26 protein-coding genes are annotated in these 22,688 nt (G+C 59.9%); 8 read left to right on the top strand and 18 right to left on the bottom strand.

The window, feature by feature from the left end; translation table 11 throughout:
- Nucleotides 1–2 precede the first annotated feature (2 nt).
- Nucleotides 3–812, bottom strand: a complete 810-nt coding sequence (locus tag HMPREF3056_RS10795; protein ID WP_141759872.1) for an alpha/beta hydrolase — start codon at nucleotides 810–812, stop codon at nucleotides 3–5.
- A gap of 14 nt (nucleotides 813–826) precedes the next feature.
- Complete coding sequence (locus HMPREF3056_RS10800) at nucleotides 827–2,743, bottom strand: M13 family metallopeptidase (protein WP_070754776.1); 1,917 nt, start codon at nucleotides 2,741–2,743, stop codon at nucleotides 827–829.
- A 42-nt stretch (nucleotides 2,744–2,785) separates the two neighbouring features.
- On the opposite strand from HMPREF3056_RS10800, the gene HMPREF3056_RS10805 reads away from it, so the two are divergent.
- On the top strand, nucleotides 2,786–3,277 hold the full coding sequence (locus tag HMPREF3056_RS10805; protein ID WP_049156735.1) for a hypothetical protein: 492 nt from the start codon (nucleotides 2,786–2,788) through the stop codon (nucleotides 3,275–3,277).
- A complete protein-coding gene (locus tag HMPREF3056_RS10810) occupies nucleotides 3,277–4,119 on the top strand; it encodes a PrsW family intramembrane metalloprotease (RefSeq protein WP_049156732.1) in 843 nt (280 codons plus the stop codon). The genes HMPREF3056_RS10805 and HMPREF3056_RS10810 overlap by 1 nt, the downstream gene beginning before the upstream one ends.
- A gap of 1 nt (nucleotide 4,120) precedes the next feature.
- Here the strand turns inward: HMPREF3056_RS10810 and HMPREF3056_RS10815 are convergent, their stop codons facing one another.
- Together HMPREF3056_RS10815 and HMPREF3056_RS10820 are read right to left on the bottom strand one after the other, a co-directional pair.
- A complete protein-coding gene (locus HMPREF3056_RS10815) occupies nucleotides 4,121–4,723 on the bottom strand; it encodes a zinc metalloprotease (protein ID WP_046647030.1) in 603 nt (200 codons plus the stop codon).
- 100 nt (nucleotides 4,724–4,823) lie between these two features.
- The gene (locus HMPREF3056_RS10820; protein WP_141759873.1) at nucleotides 4,824–5,591 is read right to left on the bottom strand and encodes a hypothetical protein; all 768 of its coding nucleotides are present in this window, start codon (nucleotides 5,589–5,591) and stop codon (nucleotides 4,824–4,826) included.
- A 292-nt stretch (nucleotides 5,592–5,883) separates the two neighbouring features.
- Between HMPREF3056_RS10820 and HMPREF3056_RS10825 the strand changes: the two genes are divergently transcribed.
- Nucleotides 5,884–7,158 (top strand): HNH endonuclease signature motif containing protein, encoded by a 1,275-nt coding sequence (locus HMPREF3056_RS10825; protein WP_070681642.1) that lies wholly within the window; start codon nucleotides 5,884–5,886, stop codon nucleotides 7,156–7,158.
- Nucleotides 7,159–7,198: 40 nt separating this feature from the next.
- Here the strand turns inward: HMPREF3056_RS10825 and HMPREF3056_RS10830 are convergent, their stop codons facing one another.
- From HMPREF3056_RS10830 to HMPREF3056_RS10860, 8 genes are all read right to left on the bottom strand, one after another.
- Nucleotides 7,199–7,507, bottom strand: a complete 309-nt coding sequence (locus HMPREF3056_RS10830) for a DMT family transporter (RefSeq protein ID WP_070754778.1) — start codon at nucleotides 7,505–7,507, stop codon at nucleotides 7,199–7,201.
- Nucleotides 7,504–7,854, bottom strand: coding sequence for a DMT family transporter (locus tag HMPREF3056_RS10835; protein ID WP_049156726.1), 351 nt, complete (start codon nucleotides 7,852–7,854; stop codon nucleotides 7,504–7,506). Before HMPREF3056_RS10835 ends, HMPREF3056_RS10830 begins: the two co-directional genes overlap by 4 nt.
- A 2-nt stretch (nucleotides 7,855–7,856) precedes the next feature.
- Nucleotides 7,857–8,150: an MGMT family protein gene (locus HMPREF3056_RS13160; protein WP_083295515.1), complete on the bottom strand. Its 294-nt coding sequence runs from the start codon at nucleotides 8,148–8,150 to the stop codon at nucleotides 7,857–7,859.
- Nucleotides 8,122–8,826, bottom strand: a complete 705-nt coding sequence (locus HMPREF3056_RS10840) for a VOC family protein (RefSeq protein WP_070754779.1) — start codon at nucleotides 8,824–8,826, stop codon at nucleotides 8,122–8,124. The genes HMPREF3056_RS13160 and HMPREF3056_RS10840 overlap by 29 nt, the downstream gene beginning before the upstream one ends.
- On the bottom strand, nucleotides 8,826–9,104 hold the full coding sequence (locus HMPREF3056_RS10845; protein ID WP_046648682.1) for an RNA-binding S4 domain-containing protein: 279 nt from the start codon (nucleotides 9,102–9,104) through the stop codon (nucleotides 8,826–8,828). Before HMPREF3056_RS10845 ends, HMPREF3056_RS10840 begins: the two co-directional genes overlap by 1 nt.
- Nucleotides 9,085–9,771, bottom strand: a complete 687-nt coding sequence (locus tag HMPREF3056_RS10850; RefSeq protein ID WP_046648600.1) for a LysE family translocator — start codon at nucleotides 9,769–9,771, stop codon at nucleotides 9,085–9,087. The genes HMPREF3056_RS10845 and HMPREF3056_RS10850 overlap by 20 nt, the downstream gene beginning before the upstream one ends.
- A gap of 80 nt (nucleotides 9,772–9,851) precedes the next feature.
- Complete coding sequence (locus HMPREF3056_RS10855) at nucleotides 9,852–10,544, bottom strand: SDR family oxidoreductase (RefSeq protein ID WP_046648602.1); 693 nt, start codon at nucleotides 10,542–10,544, stop codon at nucleotides 9,852–9,854.
- 5 nt (nucleotides 10,545–10,549) lie between these two features.
- On the bottom strand, nucleotides 10,550–11,086 hold the full coding sequence (locus tag HMPREF3056_RS10860) for an NADPH-dependent FMN reductase (protein WP_046648604.1): 537 nt from the start codon (nucleotides 11,084–11,086) through the stop codon (nucleotides 10,550–10,552).
- An 82-nt stretch (nucleotides 11,087–11,168) separates the two neighbouring features.
- On the opposite strand from HMPREF3056_RS10860, the gene HMPREF3056_RS10865 reads away from it, so the two are divergent.
- From HMPREF3056_RS10865 to HMPREF3056_RS10875, 3 genes are read left to right on the top strand one after another with little or no spacing between them, the layout of a single operon-like run.
- A complete protein-coding gene (locus HMPREF3056_RS10865) occupies nucleotides 11,169–12,311 on the top strand; it encodes a Fic family protein (protein WP_049156716.1) in 1,143 nt (380 codons plus the stop codon).
- A gap of 23 nt (nucleotides 12,312–12,334) precedes the next feature.
- Nucleotides 12,335–12,949, top strand: a complete 615-nt coding sequence (locus tag HMPREF3056_RS10870; protein WP_371441530.1) for a sugar O-acetyltransferase — start codon at nucleotides 12,335–12,337, stop codon at nucleotides 12,947–12,949.
- Nucleotides 12,942–15,131 carry an ATP-dependent RNA helicase gene (locus tag HMPREF3056_RS10875; protein WP_049156712.1) on the top strand — a complete coding sequence of 730 codons (2,190 nt, stop codon included), beginning with the start codon at nucleotides 12,942–12,944 and terminating at the stop codon, nucleotides 15,129–15,131. Before HMPREF3056_RS10870 ends, HMPREF3056_RS10875 begins: the two co-directional genes overlap by 8 nt.
- Here the strand turns inward: HMPREF3056_RS10875 and HMPREF3056_RS10880 are convergent.
- Nucleotides 15,128–15,904 (bottom strand): TSUP family transporter, encoded by a 777-nt coding sequence (locus tag HMPREF3056_RS10880; RefSeq protein ID WP_369816137.1) that lies wholly within the window; start codon nucleotides 15,902–15,904, stop codon nucleotides 15,128–15,130. The two genes, HMPREF3056_RS10875 and HMPREF3056_RS10880, sit on opposite strands and share 4 nt — an antisense overlap.
- On the opposite strand from HMPREF3056_RS10880, the gene HMPREF3056_RS10885 reads away from it, so the two are divergent.
- On the top strand, nucleotides 15,897–16,973 hold the full coding sequence (locus tag HMPREF3056_RS10885; RefSeq protein WP_070754783.1) for an AbrB family transcriptional regulator: 1,077 nt from the start codon (nucleotides 15,897–15,899) through the stop codon (nucleotides 16,971–16,973). The two genes, HMPREF3056_RS10880 and HMPREF3056_RS10885, sit on opposite strands and share 8 nt — an antisense overlap.
- Here HMPREF3056_RS10885 and HMPREF3056_RS10890 read toward each other — a convergent pair.
- The 3 genes from HMPREF3056_RS10890 to HMPREF3056_RS10900 all read right to left on the bottom strand — a co-directional run bounded on the left by HMPREF3056_RS10890 (nucleotide 16,953) and on the right by HMPREF3056_RS10900 (nucleotide 20,598).
- Complete coding sequence (locus HMPREF3056_RS10890; RefSeq protein ID WP_070517082.1) at nucleotides 16,953–18,203, bottom strand: ATP-binding protein; 1,251 nt, start codon at nucleotides 18,201–18,203, stop codon at nucleotides 16,953–16,955. The genes HMPREF3056_RS10885 and HMPREF3056_RS10890 overlap by 21 nt on opposite strands.
- A 93-nt stretch (nucleotides 18,204–18,296) precedes the next feature.
- Nucleotides 18,297–19,958, bottom strand: coding sequence for a DUF885 domain-containing protein (locus HMPREF3056_RS10895; protein WP_070510676.1), 1,662 nt, complete (start codon nucleotides 19,956–19,958; stop codon nucleotides 18,297–18,299).
- Nucleotides 19,959–20,028: 70 nt separating this feature from the next.
- Nucleotides 20,029–20,598, bottom strand: a complete 570-nt coding sequence (locus HMPREF3056_RS10900) for an LOG family protein (protein WP_070754793.1) — start codon at nucleotides 20,596–20,598, stop codon at nucleotides 20,029–20,031.
- A 97-nt stretch (nucleotides 20,599–20,695) separates the two neighbouring features.
- On the opposite strand from HMPREF3056_RS10900, the gene HMPREF3056_RS10905 reads away from it, so the two are divergent.
- Entirely contained in the window at nucleotides 20,696–21,772 is a 1,077-nt protein-coding gene (locus HMPREF3056_RS10905; RefSeq protein ID WP_070754785.1) for an ROK family protein, read from the top strand.
- Here HMPREF3056_RS10905 and HMPREF3056_RS10910 read toward each other — a convergent pair.
- Complete coding sequence (locus HMPREF3056_RS10910) at nucleotides 21,769–22,338, bottom strand: HAD family hydrolase (RefSeq protein WP_070754787.1); 570 nt, start codon at nucleotides 22,336–22,338, stop codon at nucleotides 21,769–21,771. The genes HMPREF3056_RS10905 and HMPREF3056_RS10910 overlap by 4 nt on opposite strands.
- Complete coding sequence (locus HMPREF3056_RS10915) at nucleotides 22,280–22,666, bottom strand: hypothetical protein (RefSeq protein ID WP_070754789.1); 387 nt, start codon at nucleotides 22,664–22,666, stop codon at nucleotides 22,280–22,282. The genes HMPREF3056_RS10910 and HMPREF3056_RS10915 overlap by 59 nt, the downstream gene beginning before the upstream one ends.
- Nucleotides 22,667–22,688 lie beyond the last annotated feature (22 nt).

Raw genomic sequence — 22,688 nt, forward strand, 5'->3', positions numbered from 1 at the left:
CCCTACAGGAACTTGGCAGCGTCACGCACCCGCTGGCGCGCCACGGCCGGGGTAGAGATACGGTGCATCGACACGTACTCCGCGGTCTGTGCACCGGGAATCTCCACGGGCTCAGCAATCTCGTCCTGTACTGCGGTCTGGACCAAGATGTCGGAATACAGCCCCGGCAGCTTCTCAACATCGAGAACATAGTCGCCGCGGATCTCCTCCGGCAGCTTGGCCAGCGCACCGAAGTCGGGGAAGGTGAGGAGGAGGGCGTCGGCAGGCACCAGCGCTGCGAGCGCGCCACCGGAGGAATAGCCCCACGCCGTCACGCGCTCTGCCCCCTGGGCGCGCGCATAATCGACGGCCGCCTGAACCGACTCCACCATCTGCGCCACGGTGTGCTCGGGCGCCAACGGATAATCCACATCAATGATCGTGGTCCCCGACAGCTGCGCCGCAGCAGCCACTTCGGGCCGCCACTGCATCTCTAGCGCCTTGCCGTCACCGCGCCACCAGCCACCGGAGTGCAGCGAGACTGCCCAACGGCCATTCTGTTCCGAGGGAACAAAGATCGCTCCGACCTCAGATTCCTCAACACGCACCCCCTCCGTGAAGGCAGTACCAGGCAGCGAGTGATCCACCGCGGAACCCAGCACCATCATCGAGGCCTGCACGATGCGATCCGGCAGCAGCGCACAGTAGCGGTCCGCCTCCGGCGAACCTCCACCTGCCCACGGCGGACGGAAGTCCGGCAGCGGGTAGTGCACCTCCATGTAGGAGGAGAGTTGCTCGAGCTGTTCTTCCGGACTTAGTTGGTAGTCACTCATGGCCCCCAAGGGTACTACCAGATGGTGACGCGCTCCTCTGGGACCAATCCATCCTCGACATCAAAAGCCTCGTAGAACTCGTCAATGTTCTCGGCGATGATGTTGCAGCGGAACTCCGCCGGCGAGTGCGGGTCAATAGCCAAGTACTGCGTAGCCATCTCCGGACGAATAGCAGTACGCCACACGCGCGCCCACGCCAGGAAGAAGCGCTGCAGACCGGTGTACTCGTGTTCGGCCAATTCAGGCTCAGCACCTTCTGCCTCAAACGGCGCGACCTGGCCGTTGATGTCCAGGCCTTTGTCGGCGCAGTAGTTCTTGTAGGCCACCACGGCAATGCCCAATCCGCCCAGGTCACCGATGTTCTCACCCAGAGTGAAGCTGCCGTTGACGCCTGCGGAATCAGTGCCCTCCAGTACCTTGGGCACCTGGCCTTGGAACTGATCCACCAGCTTCGCGGTCAACTTCTCGAAGGCCGCGCGGTCCTCATCCGTCCACCAAGAGTTGAGGTTGCCCTGGCCATCATACTGCGAGCCCTGATCATCAAAGCCATGCCCAATCTCGTGGCCAATCACCGCGCCGATAGCACCGAAGTTCTCCGCGGCATCAGCTTCTGGGTTATAGAACGGCGGGGGCAAAATAGCCGCCGGGAAGGGGATGTCATTGACCACCGGATTATAAAAAGCATTCACCGTCTGCGGGGTGGAGAACCATTCATCGCGGTCCGCCGGCTTGCCAATCTTGGCCAACTCATAATCGTGGTTCCACGCGTTGCCTGCGCGCACATTGGCCACCAAGTCCGCACCCTTCGGCGAAAACTCCAGGTCAGAGTAGTCGCGCCACGTATCCGGGTACCCAATCTTGGCCTTGAACTGGGAGAGCTTTTCCAGCGCGCGCTCGCGGGTAGCCGGGGTCATCCACTCCAGCTGCGAAATCCTCTCGCGGTAGGCGGCGGTAAGGTATTCCACCAGCTCATCCATCTCGGACTTCGAGGACGGCGGGAAGTGCTTGTCCACGAAGACCTTGCCGATTTCCTGGCCCACCATGTTTTCCGCCAGCCCGACGGCGCGCTTCCAACGTGCACGCTGTTCAGTAGCACCCGAGAGCTTAGTTCCATAGAACTCGAAGTTCTTCTTACCGATCTCCTCGGTGAGGTAGGGGGCACGCGACAACAGAATGTGCCACGTAGCCCACAGTTGCCAATCCGCCATACGGCCGGCGGTGAACAGGCCCTCGAGGTGCTCAAAGTAGGACGGCATCATGGCCACCACGCGGTGCTCCGGCAGTCCCCCACCCTGCAGGATGGCGCGGGTGATGCTGGGCAGATTGGCGACGTCCACCGGGTTATACGTCTTCACCGCATCACGGGAGGCCACCACATCCCAATGCCCAGCCGCAATTTCCTTCTCCAGGTTCACGATGCGGGTAGCTGCAACCTCCGCGCCCAGCCCGAAGAGGCGAGCGGGATCTAAGAATCCCAGCATCGCCGCAACGTGCTTCTCGTAGTCAGCGAGCGTCTGCGCGTGAGCTTCTTCGCGGTAATAAGCCTCATCCGGCAGACCTAAACCAGACTGAATAATGTAGGCCACCGCGTCCTCAGAGCCGGAGTCTTTTTCTACCCAGAAGGTCACTGGGGCACCAACGCCCTCGCGCTCCAGAACACCCAGGTTGTGCGCCAGCTCCTCCGGATCAGCCGCAACCAGCTTGTCCAGATCTTCGGAAAGTGGCGCCGTCCCCGCAGCATTGACTCCCTCAACGTCCATGTGAGAGGAATACACGATCCCGGGACGGCCAGCGTCTTCCTTAACGATCTCGTGGACGAGTTCCTCGGCTTCGTCGCGCAGCGCGTGGAAGGTGCCGTCGACACCGCGATCATCGGGGATAACGTGGGACTCAATCCATGGGCCATTAACAAATTGATACAGATCCTTCATGCACTTCACTCTATGTCAGAAGCACGCGTTAGTGTGGTGTGCATGACTTCTTATCGTTTCCCTCCGGCGAAGATGACGGGACCTTTCTTCGCCGTGCTCGGGGCAACCTTGCTCGTCCTTGGGCTGCCCGCTGTGCTGAGCTTGGCCTTGCCGGAACGTGAACCTGAAATGGAAGAAGTGGTGCTCGATGACCCTGAGTGGCGCCAACCCATCGAGGGCCTTACGTGCAGCGTAAATCATGATTCCATGGCCAACCAGGCCTGGGACTGCGGCGATACCTTGGTCGAGGCCTATGTCACCGAAGGCGTCGAGGACGATGCGCTCGCTTTGCGCCGCGCCGTGCGCGCAACCAGCTTCGAGGGCATGCCGAAGAAAGAAGACGTTAAAGATGCCGGAGGCATTCTCACTCTTGAAACGGATGGCTTTATTCCGGTCTTCGCCTTCAGCGTGGCTAAAGGCGATCTCAACTATCAGATCGTCTTCTCCAATGGTGACCCGACCGACCTTGCCCAACAATTTATGGAGGCCTTCTGATGAGCAAAATCTTCCGCGTTACCTTGTGGATCATCATTGGTCTCTGCCTGCCGATTTCCCTGATTAATCTGCTCGGCATTTTCTTCGTGGCTCCTCTGCCGGGCCTCGTTAGCTTGATCCTCGGCGTCGGTTTCTTGGCGCTGGGCCTGTTCCTGTGGAGTCGCAGTCCGATGTGGGCAAGGCCGGGGAAAGGGTGGGCGTCGGCAAGCGTGCTCTGGGGAGCCGGCGCTGCTGTGACCTTGGCGCTGCTGTCAGCCTCCCCACTGACCGACCTCTCCGTGGGCCTGGGCTGGGAGGAATCCATGATGTCCTGGGCCGGTGCTTATCCGGAAGAATTTGCCAAGGCCCTCGGCGTGGTCTTCATCCTCCTCAGCTTCCGACAGCTCAACCGGCCTTGGCACGGCTTCATCGTCGGTGCCCTCGTGGGCTGGGGCTTCGAAGTCCTGGAAAACAGCCTGTACTCCGCGATGGGCGCACTGATGCACCCCACCTCAGACTGGATCGGCATGCTCCAGATGTGGGGCCTGCGCCTTGTTGCAGGCCCGTGCCTGCACATGTGCTTCTCTGCCATCGCAGGTTTTGGCATCGGCTGGGCTATCTACGCCGCGCATAAACCATGGTGGTGGCGCCTCGGCATTGGCGTGGGCGCGCTGTTTTTCTCCTTCTGTCTCCACTTCGCGTGGAACTACATGTGGGAGGAAACCTGGCAGCTCGTCACGCAGTATGTCCTCGTGGCGCTCATCATGTACCCGACGGTCATCTACCTGGGAATCCGCGCTCACCGCTTGGCCAAGACCGACGACACCTATTCGCATTCGCCGGGCGCCGCCAGCCTGCGGTGAACTAATCGAACTGTCCTTGCAGGACAGCCACCGCATCGAGCGGAGTCACATGATACGAAATGGGATTCTGGTTCGCACCGGCCATGAGCGCGTGGGCGCAGGAGTGACCCGCGCCCATCATGTGGCCGAGCTCGTGGGCTATAGTGCCTTGGAGCGCCTCTGGGTACTGAGCGTTAGCGGTCTTGATGAAGAGCATCCCATGGTCCGGGTAGGCCGTACCTTGGACGTAACCGTTCGGTTCCGGCTTGTAGATGATGGCGATGGTGTCTTCATCAGCCTCGGACGGCGCTACTTCCTTAAGCGAGGCCTTCCCGTCGAGCGCGTCGTTCCACTCAGCTACCGCGGCATCGAGCTGCTCGCGGTAGGGGAAATCATCCGCCACCTTGTACTTAAGGACCCCGCTCTGGAAGTAAGAAGGAACGGAATCGGCATCGCGCAGAATAGACGGATCCGGAACGGGCTTTCCTTCATTTGCCAACTTGGTAATGGTGGCACACGTGCCTGGGGAAATAAGCGAACGGGTTTGGTCGCTCTTCGCAGTCGCTGCTGGGGCAGCGCTCAAAGCTGCAACAGCAATGGTCAAAATGGACAACGTCTTGCGCATCAGAAATACCTTTCGGGCTAGCAACTGCTTCGTTGACAGCCGAGAATATATTGATTTCTTAGCAAGCGCAAAGGTACTTCTTAGCTTATTTCCTGGTTGGTCAGCACACCTGCGACGAGCTCGGCACAGCGCGCTTCAGTTCCGCACACGCCCTATCGCGCGCATCTTGGAGGGGCGTCGGCAAGCTCGGCGCCTGCGGAGAAACCTCCACCGCACCGAGAACATCCGTCGTGAGATCCGCCGGGGAACCATAGGTATTAGCCGCCACACTATAGCCCGGACCAAAAGAGGCACTCGCGTGAACTTGGCGGCCATCCGACCACCCAAATTTCGTGCCGATGATGCCCGGGATTCGTGCGGTGCCAAAGTCCTGGCGGTAACCGTCGGCCGCTGCGGGCGCTGCCGTCGCCATGCCCTTCGTGATCGGCGCGGCAACCGGATCGCCAGAAATCACCCCGATGAAGCGCGTGAGATCCTCCGTCGACGTCGTGACATTTCCCCAGTAGCCGTTGTGGTGGGTCTCCCCCAGCTGATACTCACCGATGATGGAGGGAATCGCCTGCGGATATTTCCGCTCTAAGTCGCTGGCAGTTCCGTCCTCAGAGAAACGAATCATGTTCTCCACGCGGGCTTTATCCTCCGGCGCGCCGTACTTCAGCACCCACATGCCGAGGTATAGCTTGGCCAGGGATAGCGCGGGGCGGGACTCGTGACCATTTCCGGTAGAGACCGAGTTTCCGTCGGCATAACGCACGGTCATCTCGGTGCGTGGTGGGACCTTTTCAGGATCGAACGTCAGGGCATGGGCGGGTGGCGCGGTGAGAGCCGCAAGAGCAAGGCCAACGATGAGCGGGGTAGGTTTCAGCACGTGCATAGATTAACTCAAGTCACAATTTTAACAACCCCTAGTGAGGGCGCATTAACCAAACATACGTCCCACTCCAGGGGACTTCCGCGCGGCCCGCATCGAGCGGGAGACCGACTGAAACCACACCTCGCCAGCATCTGCCACCTCAGTTGCCTCCCCTTTAACAACTTTTCTTCCGGGGTAGACATCGTCGAGGGTGTGGCATAAACTCGTTTTTCGAAAGGGGTTTCGAACAGTGGGGGTTCGGATCCTCTCAGTAATTCACTTAAGAAAGAGGGGGGTTGCGCGTTTCGTGTCTTCCACTACAGACGTTGTTAATGCGTCCTATTTTTCTCATTCCAATCCAAATGATCCGGTCTGCGTGGCAGGTCAAGGTGTACGCCAGGCAGACTATGAATTCTGGTCCAGCGTTCTTCCCGCACTTGACGAGGACGCCGATACGGCCTGCATGCGCCTTGGGATAAAGACCGGTAAATCTGCTGGCGCGGTAGCCCGCATTATCATGGGCCTTCACCGCCTTACCGAGCTTCCTCAAGTAAAGGCTCTGCAAGATGCCAACCATTTGCTGGACCTAGCGGCTTTGATTGCCATCGATCAGGTGATGGCTAAACTAGGCCAGCCTTCAAAGGAGGTGGTCGCCGCAATTGATGCCTCATTAGCTCGGTGGTTTACCCCGACTAAGCCGAATCAGGTATTTCCCACCACCGCGCAGATTCGCCGCCGGATACGCGACCTCGTCAAGGTTCATGATGACTCCATCGCCGTGGAGGATAAGCGCCCAAAGAATCGGTACTCCATGATGACCCGCGCCCAGCGCGCCACCCTAGAACTCGAGGTAGACAGCAGCGTCGGAATCATCATCCATGAAGCAATTAAGGCAGCAGCCGAAAAGCATAAGGTGTCCATGGCGGAAGCGCTGATCCTCCTCACTACCGGAAAGGTGGAGCCAGAAGCTGCCCGAGTAGTGCTCCACACGTATAAAGCCGACGATGTAGAGGACGCCCCGGTGTACGTGGAAGGACATGGCTGGCAAGCAGGAGACATCCCGGCTAAATCCACAACGGTAAGAGATTTGAGCACCAAGCCGGAGGCCTCTAAGAGCTACGGACCAGCCACGATGGTTCGCAAATACGTTGAAGGCCGCGATGGCACCTGCCGTGCCGCTGGCTGCGGAATGCCGGCGTGGTTGTGTCAGTTAGACCACCGGATTAACTACGCCGATGGTGGGCCAACGCATCCGGACAACATGGTGGCGTTGTGCCAGCACCACCACAATATGAAAACCGATGGACGGGCCTTTTATATCTTGGACCCTGATACCGGGGATGTGGTCTGGCTTTTTGAGGACGGAACCTGGGCAATCACAGAGCCTTCCGGGCCGCTGGCTCCTAAGCGCAAGCGCTGGGCACGGAGCATCGCACAAGATATTGAAGGATATCGCACCAGGAAGCATCGCGAGGCTCAGGAGCTTAAAGCCGAGCTAGACAAAGAACAACGAGAAGCCGCACGCCAAACAGAAAAGGCGAAGAACAAGAAATCTGAAGGCGGTGAAGAAATCCCCTTCTAGGAAGGATCCGTCGTTTACAACGACGAATGGGATAGCCCTTCTACCCCATATCCACTAGGAGCACTCCGCCAATGATCAGCGCGACCCCTAAACCCTTAAGCCAGGTGAAAGGCTCACGGAAAAACATGAAGGAGAAAAGAGCAGTAAGCGCCACGCCACAGGCAGTCCAGATTCCATAGTCCACACCTAGCGGTATGCCCTGACGGAGAGCCAACGACAAGAAAACATAGGAGGACACATAGGCCACGACGACCCACGCTACCCACGCCTTCTGCCCATGAACGGCCAGCATACGCAGGCCCAATGTACCGGCGACTTCGATGAGGATGGCAAGGGATAACCAGATCAAGGATCCACCTCCACGAGCGTGGTCTTCGGTTCCCTGCCGCCCATTTCAACGCAGACCACGCCGACGATGATGCACCCCATGCCCACCAACATGAGCGGCGTGAGCTGTTCGCCAAAGAGGTACGCGGACAGCCCCGCAGTAAGCACCACTCCGGTTGCACCCCAGATGCCATAGGCCGCACCCACGTGCATGCCGCAGCGCAACACTTGGTGCAGGGCGGAAAAAGCGACGACGTAGCCCGCCACCACCACGACATAGACGGCGGGGTGCTCCAGCGCCACCTTGAGGCATAAAGTCGCGACCACTTCACTGACGATGGCGATGCTCAAAAGGAGCCAAGCGCGCACTTTCACCCTCCCAGATCCGCCGCATCCAGACCGCACTCCGAGAGGATCACGCGGTCCCCACGGTGTGGGATGCCTTCTTCATCCCAATGGGCTTGGGCGGCCGAGGTGTGGGCGCGGCCAGTGCTGTTGACCACCCGCCACCAGGGAAGATCTGCGCTTTTCGACATTACCCAGCCCACATATCGCGCGCCGACTCCCACCACTTTGGCGATCTCTCCGTAGGTGGAGACATTGCCAGCTGGAATGCGGAGAACGACCTCCGTAACCCTAGAGCTCGATGGGTTCTTCGGGGGCATCCTCAACCTCACACAAGGTGAGCGCCGCACCCGTCGTGTCCTCAATCAGACACAGGCGGCCGAATGGGGAATCGTGGGGCTCACGAATGATCTTTCCGCCGTTATCAATCACAGCCTTAGCTGCCTGGTCAATGTCCCGCACGCCCAGGTAGGTTTGCCAGAAACTCGGCAAGCCCTCGGCATGCCAAAATCCGGCGAAGGCAGCGCCTTCTTCCTCCGCTACTGCGTAATGCTCATCACCACGGATTTCCCAGTTGAAGAGCTCGCCATAAAAGTCCAGCGCTGAGTGGAAATTCGCCGAAACCGTCAGCTCATGCCACACCGGAGTACCCGGCTCTCCGCCGGCGACGAAGCGGTCGAGCTCCGGCTGCGTCAAACCAAACATGGCACCGGAATTGTCTAGAACGAGCGCCAGCGGAGCACCGAGAGCGAGGATCTTGCCGCCGAGTTGTTCTACCCGGGCGCAGTCGGCTTCCAAGTCGCGGGAAAGGAAGTACGTTGCCCAAGTGTCTTGGCCAGGGACGATCTCCGCGATCGGCAGGCCCTCCAGACGGGCAATGCCCTCTTCGAATTCCCAGCCCAACACGGCGGAATAAAACTCCTCGGAAGCCTTCACGTCGGAGCTAGCCAGAGTAATCCAGTAGGGCATTCCTACTTCTGCTTCAAAGGCGGGCATTAAAGGTTCCTCCACTTCTCCGGGTCGAAGTCATCATCGGCGGTGGCCTCATCAAAATAATCGTCGTCGTCTTCGACGACGCGGGCGCAGGTGTCGGAGACGCAGATGACGTCGCCAAGCGCCAGCGTTGCACCGCGCTGCTTAGTCACTTCCCCATTGACGGTGACCTGGCCTTGCTCGATAAGTTCTTTGGCCTCACCCCCGGTGGCGACCAAGGATGCCAGTTTGAGGAACTGGCCGAGCTTGATGGATTCTCCCTTAATTGAGACTTCTAGCATGCTGACCAGCATACCCAGCGGCTGCACTGAGCAGTCCCTCCACCAGAATGATGACGCCAAGCAGGGCAAACACTACGCCACTAAAGATATCGACACTGGCGGAGTTCTTCGCCATCCACTTCGACACCGCACGAGTACACAGCGCGACACCAACAAAAATAATGAGGCTTTCTATAACCAACACAGAACCAACCGTGGCATTGGCGCTCAAGCCCATGTCCGGATCGATAAAATTGGCAAAGATAGCGCCGAAGAAAATCAGAACCTTGGGGTTGGAAAGGTCGCTGACCAGGCCCATGCGGTACGCCGTGCCGAGTCTGATGATGCCATCCGGGGTGAACCCGCGCGGTTGAGGGTTCATAGTTGCCGGTGCACGGCGCTCTTTGATGCCACCGCTGATGGCAGAAAAAGCCATCCACAGCAGATAGCTGCCGCCGGCAACCTGCAGCGCCACCAGGATTTCCGGGTGCGCCGAAATCAATGCGGTAAGCCCCGCTAGCGAAGCAACGGTCCACATCATCAAGCCGGTGGTGCTACCGATTGCGGCCCACACCGCCGCGCGCGTAGAGCGTGCACCCAAACGAATAATCTGCACCACGTCTGGTCCTGGCGAGGCCATCGCCGCGAACCACACACCCATTAAGGCCACTATGGCGCTGAATGCCATCTAACACCCCCATACTCACATGTGTTTTCACTAACGCATGCCACTATAAGAGGCGTCTCACCTGCAGCGAAACAGGTAATTTAGCTTTGCGTGCGCGGCTTAATGGTCATGGTGTCAATGTTGACGTGCTCCGGCAGCGAGGCCACCCAACGCACGGCCTCAGCGATGTCTTCTGCGGTGAGGTTGAGTTCGCCGTCATACACCTGTGCAGCACGTTCGGTGTCGCCCCGAAAACGATTGAGGGAAAACTCCGCCGTGGCTACACGGCCCGGGTCGAGTTCGGTGACACGAACGCCGTGCTCCTCGATACGAAGTGCACGGGAAATCACGCGCACACCGTGCTTAGCGGCGTTGTAGCCGGAGCCGCCCTCGTAGACGTTCCAACCGGCAACGGAGCCCATGTTGATGATGAGCCCACCCCGCAGCTTCGGCATGAGGGCTTGGATCATACGGACAGTGCCTAGGACGTTGACGTCGTACATCCACTGCCAGTCATCGATAGTGGTCTCCACGAGGGGCTCCAGGCCCTTCGCGCCACCGGCGTTGTTGACCAAGAGGTCCACGCGGTCGAGGTGGGAGACGAACTCAGCCACGGACTCGTCCGAGGTTACGTCGAGGGCGTGCGCCTCGCCGCCGATGTCCTTCGCGAGGGCCTCAAGGCGCTCTACGCGACGCGCACCGACGACAACATGCCAACCGTCGGCCGCCAACGCTCTTGCCGACGCCTCCCCGATCCCCGACGATGCTCCTGTGACGACTGCTACCTTTTCCATGCGCCCTAGGATAGGACTTCTTCCAGCTCGGCGCAGATGTTTTCGACGATCCCGGCCTTGAAATCAGCCGGGGTGAAGGTGCCATCCTTCATGTCGGTATTCAGCGAGATATCCAGCTGGGTGCGCAGCTGCTTCATAGAGAAGTTCGCCATGATGAGGCGCCACGCCTCTACCGCGCGGATGCCGCCGCTGAAGCTGTAGCCCACATACGCAATCGGCTTGCCTACCCACTCGGCGCCGAGGGAATCGACGGCGTTCTTGAAAGCGCCCGGCACGGAGTGGTTGTACTCCGGGGTGACAAAGATATAGCCGTCGCAGGAATCGACAGCATCGGACCAAGCCTGCACCTGCGGATCCTCGTAATTCTTGTTTGCCGCCATAGGAATGACGGAGGTGGTGAGGATCGGAACGTCGAAGGCCTTGAGGTCAATGAGCTCGTAGTCCACGTCGCGCCCCTGAGCGAGGTCGGTGACCCACTGGGCGATGGCCAGTCCGGCGCGGTCGTCGCGGGTAGAGCCGAGGATGATGCCGATTTTCGCCATAAGGATGCCTTTCTTAATTTGTTAACACGTCAACGTCTGAGGGTACGCCGATATGTCGACGCAATCGACAAGTCATCCAGATATGTCGAAAATTCTGAAAAAAATCGACATATCTGCTCAACATGTCTATTCTTTTACCATGCCAACCTATAGCCCGGACACCCCCTACAATGAGCTTCCACCCCTCCCCCCTGCAGAAGTGGTGGAAACCGTTCCCGTGCTTAAGGCCATCATCGATGCTAAGGAAAAACTGGCTGAACTGCGTACGGCCTGCCAGCTCATCCCTAACCCGGAGATCATCACCTCAACGATTCCACTGCGTGAGGCTCGTGCTTCCTCCGAGATTGAGAACATCGTCACCACTAATGACGAGCTCTTCCGTGCGGCGTGGCACGTCGATGCCGAGCCGACTCCTGCCACCAAGGAGGCTCTTCGCTATAACGCCGCGCTCCACGCTGGACTTTCCTCACTATCGCAGCGACCTCTATCAGAAAAGACAGCAAAAATCGTATGCAGCACCCTTCTAGATACTCAGGCCGAGGTGCGTTCACTTCCGGGCACGTTTATCGGTAACCCTGTAACGAAGGAGAGGCTCTACACCCCACCTGAAGGAAGGGAGATTATCGAGGACCATCTCGCAGCGTGGGAGGACTATATATATTGCAGCCACGACGTTGATTCCCTTGTAAAGATGGCACTGCTTCACTATCAATTTGAAGCAATCCATCCTTTCTACGATGGCAATGGGCGCACTGGACGAATCCTTAACGTCCTCTACCTCATCCAAGAAGATCTTCTTGAGCTGCCGGTTTTGTACCTGTCCGGGTATATCGTCGGAAACAAAGCAGACTACTATCGCCATCTCAACGCTGTGACAGCTAAGGGAGCATGGGAAAACTGGCTTCTTTTTATGATCCGCGGCGTTCACGCAGCGGCTGCCGACGCCTCCTCGATGATTACCCAGCTTCGGGCTATCCAGGAAAACACTGCGCAACGAATACGTTCTGCGGGCGTGATTAACCATCCCCTCGAGATGGCCGAGCTCATTCTTATCAAGCCCTATGTACGCATTACTGACGTGGTAGAGACGGGCTTCGTCAAACGCCAAACCGCCAGCGCGTGGCTGGCGCATCTCGTAGATTTAGGAATCCTAGAAGAAATCCAACAAGGCCGCTCCAAGGTTTTCCTTCACCGTGCCGCTCTCGATGTTCTGACTCGAGACTAAGAGGAGGGAATAGGATGGCTGACATGCATCACCCAGACGAAGGATCCTTTGAACGCATGACCAGCGGGCAGTGGTTCATGCCCAGTGTCAACGAGGAGGTTAGCGCCGAACATCGACGCGGCTTCCTGCTGGCCAAGGAGCTCAATGAGCTGCAAAACACCAACCCAGAGCGCGCGAAGGAGATTTTGCGGGAACTGTTGTCGCCCGAGTCCGAGGTTCCCGGGCTGCACGTCCCGCTCAACTTGGAGTATGGCTGCAATGTGACCATCGGAAAGGGCGTCTTCATCAACTTTGGTGCGACGATCCTGGCACAGGCGCCTGTAACCCTCGGGGACCACGTCATGATCGGTCCGAACTGCTCGCTTATTACCGTGGGGCATCCTGTCAACGACCATGAGATGCGAGCAGAAGGTTGGGAGATTGCGAAGCCCATTAGCGTCGGGCGCAACACGTGGTTCGGCGCCAACGTCACGGTGCTGCCGGGCGTGACCATCGGCGAGGATTGTGTCGTTGGAGCGAACACACTGGTCACCACAGATATCCCGGATAGGTCACTGGTGCTGGGTCAACCCGGTCGTGTGGTGCGCACGCTGGAGGACAACGAAGATAGGTGGGAGCGCCAGGATCTCGATGTTTGATCTCAAGGCGATCGGCAAGGGGCTACCCGTCCTGGAGACCATCGATTCTCTGCCTTCCGCCGGTCACGTCGTAGTCCAGGCTCCGCCCGGCACGGGTAAGACCACGCTCGTTCCGCCGGCGCTGGCTAACCAAGTAGAGGGCAAGGTTCTCGTCACCGCGCCGCGCCGCGTAGCTGTGCGTGCTGCGGCAAACCGCCTTCAAGAGTTGTCAGGCCAGCGCATCGGCTATGCGGTGCGCGGTGATTCCCGCAAAGGCGCAGACGTCGAGTTTGTTACCCCAGGTGTTTTGTTGCGCCGCCTGCTGCGGGATCCGGAACTTGAAGGAATTTCCGCCGTAGCCATCGACGAGGTGCATGAACGCCAGCTCGATACTGACCTCGTACTCGGCATGTGCTTGGAGTTGGCGCAGCTCCGCGATGATTTTCGGGTCATTGCCATGTCCGCGACTGTCGACGCCTCCCGCTTCTCCCAGCTCATGGGAGGGGCGCCGATCCATTCCACTGAGGCCGTTACATATCCGCTCAACATCTCCTATGAACCGATTCCGGGGCGCGCTGCGGGAGATCGAGACTTTTGGAAAGGCGTGGCGAGGGTTGCCGCGCGGCAGCACGAGTCCACGCTGGTCTTTGTGCCGGGAGTTCGCGAGGTCAACCTGGTGTGTGATGCCTTGAGCGGCCACAACGTTTTTCCGCTCCATGGCCGCCAAACCACGCAGGAGCAGGACGCTGCGCTGTATACGCGAGAACAGCGCATCGTCGTCGCCACGTCCATCGCCGAATCTTCGCTGACCGTGCCGGGTGTGCGCACCGTCGTCGATGCTGGGTTGTCCCGCGTCCCCAAGCGGGATGCGCAGCGCGGGATGAGTGGGTTGGTGACGGTGTCGACGTCGAAAAGCAGCGCCGATCAACGCGCCGGACGTGCCGGGCGTGAGGCGCCGGGTACCGTCGTCCGCTGCTATTCACAGGAGGACTACCAGCACTTTTCTCCGCACGTGATTCCAGAGATTCTTTCCGCGGACCTCACGCAGGCGGCGCTGTTCATGGATTGTTGGGGCGCGGGACCGGACTTCCCGTTGCTTGATCAAGCACCGGCACCCGCGCTTGCCGACGCCCACCGCACCCTAGATCTGCTCAACGCTGGCGAAGAACTGGCGCTGCTGCCGACGCACCCACGGTGGGGCGCGGCACTGTTGAAGTACGGTGCGGGGGCGGCGCAGACGATTGCCCGCCTGGATGATTCGGATCCGAAGCGGCTTGCCCGCCTGGTGCCCAACAAAGGTCCGGTGGACCCAGGCGTGGTGGTCGCTACTGCCTTCCCGGAGTTCGTGGCTAAGCGCGTAGGTGACAAGGAGTATTTGTTGGCGAGTGGCACCCGCGCGCGGTTTCTCGAGGATGGTCACGAGTGGTTGGCGGTGGCTGAGGTGTCGTTGGCGCAATCTGGAAACGCCATCATTCGTGAAGCAGTGCCGATTGCGGAAAAAGACGCGCTCGAGATCATCGGCGTGACCGAAGAGACGCGGGCTTTTCTCGACGGCTCCAAAGTGCGGGGAATCCGTGTGCGTGCGGCAGGCGCCATCGTATTGTCGGAAACCCCAGTGAAGGTCTCCGGTGATGAGGCGGTGGAGGCACTACGCAACTCCGGACAGGGTTTAAACCTGTTTCACTTCAGCGAGAAGGCCCAGAACCTGCGGGAACGTATGCGGCACTTACACGCTGCATACGGTGAGCCATGGCCGGACGTGGACGGTGATGATCTGAGCTGGCTGGAGCCGGAGCTGTATGAACTGGCTTCCGGTAAGCGCCCAGACATGTATCCGGCGCTGCAGCGCCTGCTGCCGTGGCCCGAAGCTAGCCGCTTGGATGAGCTCGCGCCGGAACGGTTATCGGTTCCGTCCGGACGTGCTGCGAGGATCGATTGGTCCGGCGAGCGCCCAGTGGTCTCCATCAAGTTGCAGGAATGTTTCGGGTTGGCGGAGTCTCCCGAATACTGCGGCCATCGCGTGCAATTTCATCTGTTATCCCCCGCCGGCCGGCCACTTGCCGTCACCGATGATCTAGCGAGCTTCTGGTCTGGGCCCTATGCCGGGGTGCGCGCCGACATGCGCGGGCGCTATCCCAAGCACCCGTGGCCGGAGGATCCGTGGAATGCGGTAGCAACCGCAAAGACGAAGAACCGGATTTAACCCCACTGCTGCCAGGCCAGGTACACGCTCATCACCACGACGAGAGTGAGCAGTGCATAGCGGATGAGCTTCGCACCGCCGCCGAGCACTGTTCGCGCGCCCAGCTGCGCGCCGATGATATTTGCTGCTGCGAGAACAAGTGCTAGGCCCCATACCACGTGCCCGCCCACGATAAAGACCACGAGCGCGCCGACGTTGGTACATGTGTTGACCACCTTGGACATCGCGGCGGAGGTAAGGAAGTTCTGGGAAAAGATGGCGGTGAAGGCCATGATGAGGAACATGCCGGTGCCGGGCCCAAAAATACCGTCGTAAAAGGCAATGGCCGCCACGGCGGCTAACCCGGTCCACGTGCGCCAGCCGCCACGGATACCGTCCCCTTCGCCGCTGCCGAAGTCTGGGCGAAAGGCCACGAAAATGCCGACTGCCACCATGAGCACGATGATGACCGGCCGCATGACGTCCTTGTCCATGAGTGCGGCTGCTGCAGCGCCGAGCCCGGAACATAGGAGGGCGATAAGGCCCATACGGATGAGCTCGCCCTTCGGCGGGCGGACCTTCTTGACGAGCGTAACGGCAGCAGAGGCCGTTCCAGAGACCGCCGCCACCTTGTTCGTGGCCAGGGCGGTGGCGGGAGCAAGCTGGGGCGCGACCGCCAGAATGAGCGGAATAAGCACGAGCCCGCCGCCGCCAATGACGGCATCGATCCATCCGGCCACGGCAGCGCCAATGGTGAGAATCGTCCAACCGCTTAATCCGAAATCCATGTCCATCATTAAACTCGATTCCATGTCTGTTCGTACGAGATGGGTCATCGTGGCCCCGGGGTCTGCAGCACTCGGGGCATTGTTTAGCTACCTTCACGTACCCGCAGCCTGGATCCTCGGCGCCATCGTGGTCTCGGGAGCCATGGCCTTGACGACGGGCAAAGAACTCGCCGTTAACGAGCACTTTTATTCTGTCGCCCGCGGATTCATCGGAATGATGGCGGGCATACCTTTGACCTTAGTTCCTGCCTCCACCCTCATCGGCTTTGTGCCAGCCGCGGTGACGATGTCACTCATTACTGTTTTAATCGGCGTCGCTGGCGGTGTTCTGCTGCATCGTTCGCAGCCGAAGGATATTTCCTGGGAGACGGGTATTTTGTCGATGCTGCCGGGCGGGGCCTCCCTCATGCCGGCACTAGCTAGCGAGCTCGGCGCGGACTACCGCTACGTGGCGCTGACGCAATACCTGCGCCTTCTGGCGGTGTCGGTGTCGCTGCCTTTGGTGGTGTCGTTGTTGGATGCCCCCGCTGGTCACGGTGTCGACATGAGCGTTGACGGCGAGGTCACGTGGTGGATCGTACTGCTGACTCTCGCCATCGCTGTGGTTGGTGAACAGCTGGGCAAGCTGGTGCGTTTGCCAGCTGCTGCTGTTTTGGGGCCGCTCATCTTGACGGTGCTGGTTGCGCAGGTTATTCCAGCCGGCCACACACTGGAGCCGCTCTACGTGTTCAAGATCATGGCCTTTATGTCCATCGGCTGGGTCTGCGGTGGTGGGCTTTCGGTACCGGCACTGCGGGCCTTCGCCAAGCAGCTACCGGCGACGATCCTCTTTATCGTTGTCGTGCTCGGCGTGTGCGCATTGACCGCACTGCCTCTGACCGCATGGCTGGACATAACCTACTTCGAGGCTTACCTCGCCACCTCACCCGGCGCGCTGGAGACGGTGCTTGCGCTGTCTGCGGAAGGAGGCGCGGGCCCAGCCGTGGTGGCCGTGCAGATTATCCGGCTCATCATCGTGCTGGTCATCGCCGGCTACCTGCCGCAGATTTTGCGGCTATTCCGCAAGCGCCGCTAGTGGAACCACCCACACTCCATCTGACCGTTGGAAAGCTGGTCCGCTGGGAATAACCACGATGAGAGCGGCCGGTGGCAAGGAGACCTTCTCTGCCACTCTTAACAAATGTGCCGCCGCGGCATCGACCTCGTTGTGCGAAAGTTTCGCTTCAAATCCCACCCACGAGCCATCCCTGAGTTCCACTATCGCGTCAATTTCTTCGCGGCCCTTCATATCCCGCAGATGGAAGACGCCTCGTGCCCTTAATGCTTGAGCATAAACGCGCAGATCGTGCACCAGTTGCGCCTCAAAGAGAATGCCCAAAGTCTCTAGATCACCAAGCAGTTTGTCTGGCCCAACCGCCAACAATGCAGCTGCCAAGCCAGGATCCGCGAGCTGACGCTTCGGCATCTGAACCATGGTTGTCTTAGATCTCGTCTTTGGTGACCACGCGGGCTGGTCTTCAACTAGGAACAAACGTGTAGCAAAATCATGAATAACGTTGACGGTTTCTGCTGCCGGCATAGGAGTAGCACTGCTGAGCTCGCCAATGCGTTTACGAATCGCTGCAGCGGTGGCCGGTTGAGCAACTAGCCCCGCGTAGGCGCGAAGAAAAGACTGGAAACGGCGCGGATCGCGGCGCGGACCCCCAAGTTCCGGGTAGTCGTGCTCGCTCATCTCCGTGAGGTAAGACTCCATCCCCTCTTGGGCATCTAGAGGATCAAGGTCGAAAAACTCTGGGAAGCCACCGGCAACGATCCAGCGGGCATAATCCGCCACGGTGGCGTCCGTCCCAGCCGTGGGATCCTGATTGCCGGAAATAATCGCGCCTAGTGATACGCGCTCAGCCAAATCTCCACGCTCTGCCAGGCTCAACGTACGCAACTGAATCGAGCGAATACGCCCAGCCCCCGAATGGCGGGTGGCATCGTCATCGGGTGTCGAGGAACCCGTGAGGAGGAACTGTCCCTTTTCTCGCGAGTCATCGACCGCATGACGCACTTCGTTCCAGATAGCAGGAACAACCTGCCATTCATCGATAAGCCGGGGCCGCGCCCCTTGAAGCCCTAGTGCCGGTTGCATGCGAGCAACGTTTGCTTCAGGAGTGTCACGGTCAAGCTGAATGACAGACTTAGCAAACTGGCGCGCCGTCGACGTTTTGCCGCTCGCGCGGGGGCCTTTCAGGAAGAGGGCTCCGGCAACGCGAAGGCCTCTTTCTACTTCTGCATCAACAATTCGCGGCAGGTACATACCAGGTACCCTAGTCCGAAACATGGATAAATTACAGAGTCACTAGTGGATAAATCCAAGAGTCAGGTGTGGATAAATCCAAGAGTCTGACAGCTAGTCCAGAATCGTCTCGCGCAGGATCGACATCGGCACTGAGCCCAGAGCCAATGCCTGGGAGTGGAAATCACGTACGTCCATCCCCTGTTCGACTGCGGCGTCGCGGGTCTGCTGCCACAGGCGCTGGCCCAAGGCATAAGACGGCGCCTGGCCCGGCCAGCCCAGGTAACGGGTGACCTCGAAGGAGAGGTTGGCATCGTCCATCGCGGTGTTCTCACGCATGAAGGTCTTGACGTGGGACTTGTCCCAGACACCGGACGCGGTGCACTCCGGCAACGCCTTGCCCAAGTGGAGTCCGATGTCCACCACGACGCGGGCGGCGCGGAAGCGTTGGGCGTCGAGAAGCCCCATGCGGAAGCCCGGATCATCCATGTATCCCAGCTCCGCCATGAGTGCCTCAGCGTACAGAGCCCAGCCCTCACCGTGGCCGGAGTTCCACGTCACCGCACGGCGCCATAGGTTGAGATCCGGCTGGGTCAGCGCGGCACCAATCTGCAGATGGTGGCCCGGCGCGCCCTCGTGGTGGACGGTGGTTAGTTCCTGCCAGGTGTGGAAAAGCTCCTGGCCAGCCGGTACGGACCACCACATGCGGCCGGGGCGGGAGAAGTCATCAGACGGCGAGGTGTAGAAGATACCGCCGGTGCCGGCCGGGTCAATGCAGCACTCGATTTCTTTAACCGCCTCCGGGATGTCGAAGGCGGTGCCGTCGAGGTCCTTGATGACGCGGTCCGCGGTGGACTGCATCCACTCCACTAACGCGTCGGTGCCGTGCAGCTGGTAACGCTCCTCCTCGTTGAGTTTGCGCATAGCTGCGCGCACGGTGACGTCGGAGCCATAGAGCTCGTGGGCGATCTTTTCTTGTTCCGCCTTGATGGAGCGCACCTGGTCCATGCCCCACTCATAGGCCTCATCGAGGTCCACGACATCGCCGACGAAGAGCCTGGAGAAGCGCTCGTAGCGCTCGCGACCCACCGCGTCTTGCGATGGTGCTTGTGGTTGCAGCTCGTTTGAGAGCCAATCGGCGAACTCGCCGAAGGCTTCCTTGGCCGCGTCCACCTCTGGGCCCTCAACGCCAAGGTCCTCGAGCATGGAGCCGGCGTCGGCAAGCCGCTCGCATTGCACGAAGACATCGGAGATCTGGCGCTGCGGCGCCACCATGCCACGCGACGCCGCCTCCGTGAGGGACTCCCTGTAGCCGTTGAGGGAGGCCGCCACCTTCGACAGGCGCGAGCGCAACGCATCAAGCTGCTCCGGGGTGTCCTTCGGCATGAGCATGAGGGTGTCGCGGATGGTCTGCACCGGGGAGGCAATGTTGTTAAGGCAGCGGATGTCCTCACCGGCATGGTGCAGGTCAAGATCCAGGCAGAGACGGTCGCGCAAGACGGCGGCGGTGACGTAGTCCACCTCATCGAAGTCATCGTCATCATCAGACTCGTCGGTGGTGTCATCGAGGGCGTCGAGATCCGCCATCATCTCACGAGTGCGATCCGCCACGGAGGAGTAGTACTCCGGGGAGAAATCCTCCAGCTCCCCATCGAAGCCGGGAATTCCCCACGCGGTGGCATCGGTGGGCGTGAGCTGCGCGAGGTCGTGGACGAAGTTATCGCACGACGCGTCCAGCAGCGAAGGCTGGCGCTCTGCGTTCTGGTCAAAACTCATAAGGGCGAAGTCTAACGAAGATCCAGGGGGTTGGGCCAACCCAGCGCCGCCTTATTTACCAGGTTGTTAGCTAATTGTTGCTCCACTTACTTCCCGGGCTCGTCCATGATGCAAATTGATCCAGGACTTCAGCTGGAAACGGGCTGACCACGAGCGCGTCGAGGAAGCGTTTTTGAACGAACCCCTCCTGCACCATTGCGGAGTACATTCTTGTAAACGGCTGCCAGAAACCGTTGACGTCTACCAGGCCCACCGGGCCGTCGAGGTTGCCTAATTGCTGCAAGGTGAGCACCTCGGTGAGCTCCTCTAGAGTTCCCACACCACCCGGCAGGCACACGAAGGCATCCGCGAGTTCCTCCATACGCGTTTTGCGCTGCGCCATGGTGTCCACGACTTCGAGTTTGGTTACCCGCTGGTGTGACATCTCGTAATCAACGAGCTGCCGCGGGATAACCCCAATGACCGTGCCGCCGGCGGCAAGGCAGGAATCTGCGACGATGCCCATCAGGCCTACGTCACCGCCGCCATAGACCAGGGTGAGGTTGCGCCGCGCGAGCTCCTCCCCCAAAAGGTGTGCGGCTTGGCCATAGGCTTCAGAGTTTCCGGCGGCGGAGCCGCAGTACACAGCAACAGAATCCATGAACACCACTCTAACGCAGGCACACTTCTAGACTATGATGTCTACTGAATCCCAATTTCTATTAGACAATGCGGTCTGCTGAATTTATACTTGCGCCATGATTAAATCTGGTCCCGTGTTCACTCGCCCTCGCACCCCAGCGGCGAAGTGCCTCCACATCATTCGACTCAACCCCGTTGTTACCCGCAGTGAACTTGTCGAAGCCACGGGGCTATCCCAGCCCACGATTACCCGCGCCACTGCCGCGCTGCTGGGCGCTGGGCTGATTCGCGAGCGCACGGATTTGACTCAGTCCCGCGGGCGCGGACGCCCCACCGTGCCCTTGGAAGTAGCAGACAATAACTGGATGCTCGCCGGCATTGCGGTTGGTACCGCCTTTACCCACATCGCCTTCTTCGATACCAAGGGGCGCACCCTCCGCGAGGAAGACGTGGCTACCCCGGTTTCGCGTTTGAGTGCAAGCGATGTCATCGAGCACATCATCGCTGGTGTCAATCGCCTCATGACCGGCCTGGATCTCCGTTTGGTTTCAGTCGGCGTGACCACCTCCGGCAGCGTCAACGAGGCCGGCCGCATCACCGCCCACAACCTGGGCTGGGATGAGATGGACATAACCAGCCGCTTGGAGTACCAGTTCGGTGTTCCGGTTGTGGTGTCCTCCGTTATCCCCGCCATCCTGGGCTCGGAAACGCAGTCCGCAGAGCTGGGCGCAGAAAAGCCTGTCATGGTGCTCTACGCGGATGACTCCGTCGGTGCGGCATTGACCTCGGGTGATGAGATTGTGCAGCTCGAACTCACTGCACCTGACTCTCTCGCCACGCAGGCAGTCCTTGATGTGACCGGCAGAGACTCGCTCCCAGACGTAGTCGCGAATGCTGATGAAGAAACGCGCACGCTTCTCGACGACCGCGCGCGCTCCCTCGGCGCCACCGCCGCTGAGCTGTTGGCTGAGCACACCCCCGATACCCTCGTGGTGGCCGGCGGCGCCTTCTCGGATGATCCGGCGGCCCCGAAGCTCTTTGCTTCCGCTGTGCGCCAGGCCTCCGATCATCCGGTAAAGCTACGCATGATCCCCTCACACACCGAGATCGTTCGCGCCTGCACCCGTGCTGTGGCGCTCGATCCGCTGCTGCGCGTGCCCCTGGAGCTCGGACGCGAAGCAAAAGCTGCCTAAAAGCAGAGCGAGTCGATTCCCGTAAAAAGGTGGGCCTTGAGCCCAAGGCGCTGGGCGCCGGTGACGAAGTCTGGCCGATCATCGAAAAAGTGCGTGTCCTTGGCTTGCGCGCCGAGGGCATCGACGGCCACGAGGTAGGCCTCCGGATCCGGTTTAGCCACCCCAATATCACAGCTCAGCGTCACCGCGGCGCACTCCTCGAGCCAGGGCTGCGTGTGGCGGAGCCTAGTTCCCAATACCGTCGGAACATTCGCTAGGATGCCAACGCTGTGGCCTTGGCCGATAAGGTCTAGCGCCGCACGAACTACCTCGGCGTCGGCAACGAGCAGGCGCTCGGTGTCCAGTTCAATCGCGTGACTGACGTCAAAAGAGGTGAGTTCGGTCAGCGCGCGGATGCGCCCCCAATACTGCGAATCACTCAACTGCCCTGCCTCATAGGCGGGCCGAAACTCCTCATAGAGTGACCAAAAGTGCTCTGGGTCTGCGGGGCGGAGGTAGTCCTCCAGCTCAGCGTTCCCAGCGGGCCGCATGAGCACGCCGTAGAGATCGAAGAGCAGAGTGGCCATGTGCCCAGTGTAGCCAGACGGCGAGGACGCCGGTCAGCGTGCCTGCCACGAAAAGCGGCAGCGACAGCGTGCCGTGCGCCCACAACGTCGAGGTTGCCCCCACGAGAAACAAGCCGCCCACACAAAACAGGGAACGGCTTAGCGCCGTAGATGCAGCGGCAGCGCAGAGTAGCAATGCTAGTCCCGCAAACGGGCCGAGCATCACGGCGAGGGCGAAAAAGAAGGTTCCCAGCGCCATATTTGCCGCCGCCAGCCACGTGCCGCCGACTAATGCGATCACAAGTCCGGCAAGGGCACCGCAAATGAGCATCAGGCGCGTTGTAGTCATAAAAGAAATTCTCCCACCAACC

Origin of the sequence: Corynebacterium sp. HMSC056F09, assembly GCF_001815785.1 — a bacterium.
Classification (GTDB): Bacteria; Actinomycetota; Actinomycetes; order Mycobacteriales; family Mycobacteriaceae; genus Corynebacterium; species Corynebacterium hiratae.

Bases quoted from the DNA above. Each gene is read 5' to 3' on its own strand.
- HMPREF3056_RS10795 (WP_141759872.1), bottom strand. From the start codon at position 812: ATGAGTGACTACCAACTAAGTCCGGAAGAACAGCTCGAGCAACTCTCC.
- HMPREF3056_RS10800 (WP_070754776.1), bottom strand. From the start codon at position 2,743: ATGAAGGATCTGTATCAATTTGTTAATGGCCCATGGATTGAGTCCCAC.
- HMPREF3056_RS10805 (WP_049156735.1), top strand. From the start codon at position 2,786: ATGACTTCTTATCGTTTCCCTCCGGCGAAGATGACGGGACCTTTCTTC.
- HMPREF3056_RS10810 (WP_049156732.1), top strand. From the start codon at position 3,277: ATGAGCAAAATCTTCCGCGTTACCTTGTGGATCATCATTGGTCTCTGC.
- HMPREF3056_RS10815 (WP_046647030.1), bottom strand. From the start codon at position 4,723: ATGCGCAAGACGTTGTCCATTTTGACCATTGCTGTTGCAGCTTTGAGC.
- HMPREF3056_RS13160 (WP_083295515.1), bottom strand. From the start codon at position 8,150: ATGCCCCCGAAGAACCCATCGAGCTCTAGGGTTACGGAGGTCGTTCTC.
- HMPREF3056_RS10840 (WP_070754779.1), bottom strand. From the start codon at position 8,826: ATGCCCGCCTTTGAAGCAGAAGTAGGAATGCCCTACTGGATTACTCTG.
- HMPREF3056_RS10845 (WP_046648682.1), bottom strand. From the start codon at position 9,104: ATGCTAGAAGTCTCAATTAAGGGAGAATCCATCAAGCTCGGCCAGTTC.
- HMPREF3056_RS10850 (WP_046648600.1), bottom strand. From the start codon at position 9,771: ATGGCATTCAGCGCCATAGTGGCCTTAATGGGTGTGTGGTTCGCGGCG.
- HMPREF3056_RS10855 (WP_046648602.1), bottom strand. From the start codon at position 10,544: ATGGAAAAGGTAGCAGTCGTCACAGGAGCATCGTCGGGGATCGGGGAG.
- HMPREF3056_RS10860 (WP_046648604.1), bottom strand. From the start codon at position 11,086: ATGGCGAAAATCGGCATCATCCTCGGCTCTACCCGCGACGACCGCGCC.
- HMPREF3056_RS10865 (WP_049156716.1), top strand. From the start codon at position 11,169: ATGTCGAAAATTCTGAAAAAAATCGACATATCTGCTCAACATGTCTAT.
- HMPREF3056_RS10870 (WP_371441530.1), top strand. From the start codon at position 12,335: ATGCATCACCCAGACGAAGGATCCTTTGAACGCATGACCAGCGGGCAG.
- HMPREF3056_RS10875 (WP_049156712.1), top strand. From the start codon at position 12,942: ATGTTTGATCTCAAGGCGATCGGCAAGGGGCTACCCGTCCTGGAGACC.
- HMPREF3056_RS10885 (WP_070754783.1), top strand. From the start codon at position 15,897: ATGTCCATCATTAAACTCGATTCCATGTCTGTTCGTACGAGATGGGTC.
- HMPREF3056_RS10880 (WP_369816137.1), bottom strand. From the start codon at position 15,904: ATGGACATGGATTTCGGATTAAGCGGTTGGACGATTCTCACCATTGGC.
- HMPREF3056_RS10890 (WP_070517082.1), bottom strand. From the start codon at position 18,203: ATGTACCTGCCGCGAATTGTTGATGCAGAAGTAGAAAGAGGCCTTCGC.
- HMPREF3056_RS10895 (WP_070510676.1), bottom strand. From the start codon at position 19,958: ATGAGTTTTGACCAGAACGCAGAGCGCCAGCCTTCGCTGCTGGACGCG.
- HMPREF3056_RS10900 (WP_070754793.1), bottom strand. From the start codon at position 20,598: ATGGATTCTGTTGCTGTGTACTGCGGCTCCGCCGCCGGAAACTCTGAA.
- HMPREF3056_RS10905 (WP_070754785.1), top strand. From the start codon at position 20,696: ATGATTAAATCTGGTCCCGTGTTCACTCGCCCTCGCACCCCAGCGGCG.
- HMPREF3056_RS10910 (WP_070754787.1), bottom strand. From the start codon at position 22,338: ATGGCCACTCTGCTCTTCGATCTCTACGGCGTGCTCATGCGGCCCGCT.
- HMPREF3056_RS10915 (WP_070754789.1), bottom strand. From the start codon at position 22,666: ATGACTACAACGCGCCTGATGCTCATTTGCGGTGCCCTTGCCGGACTT.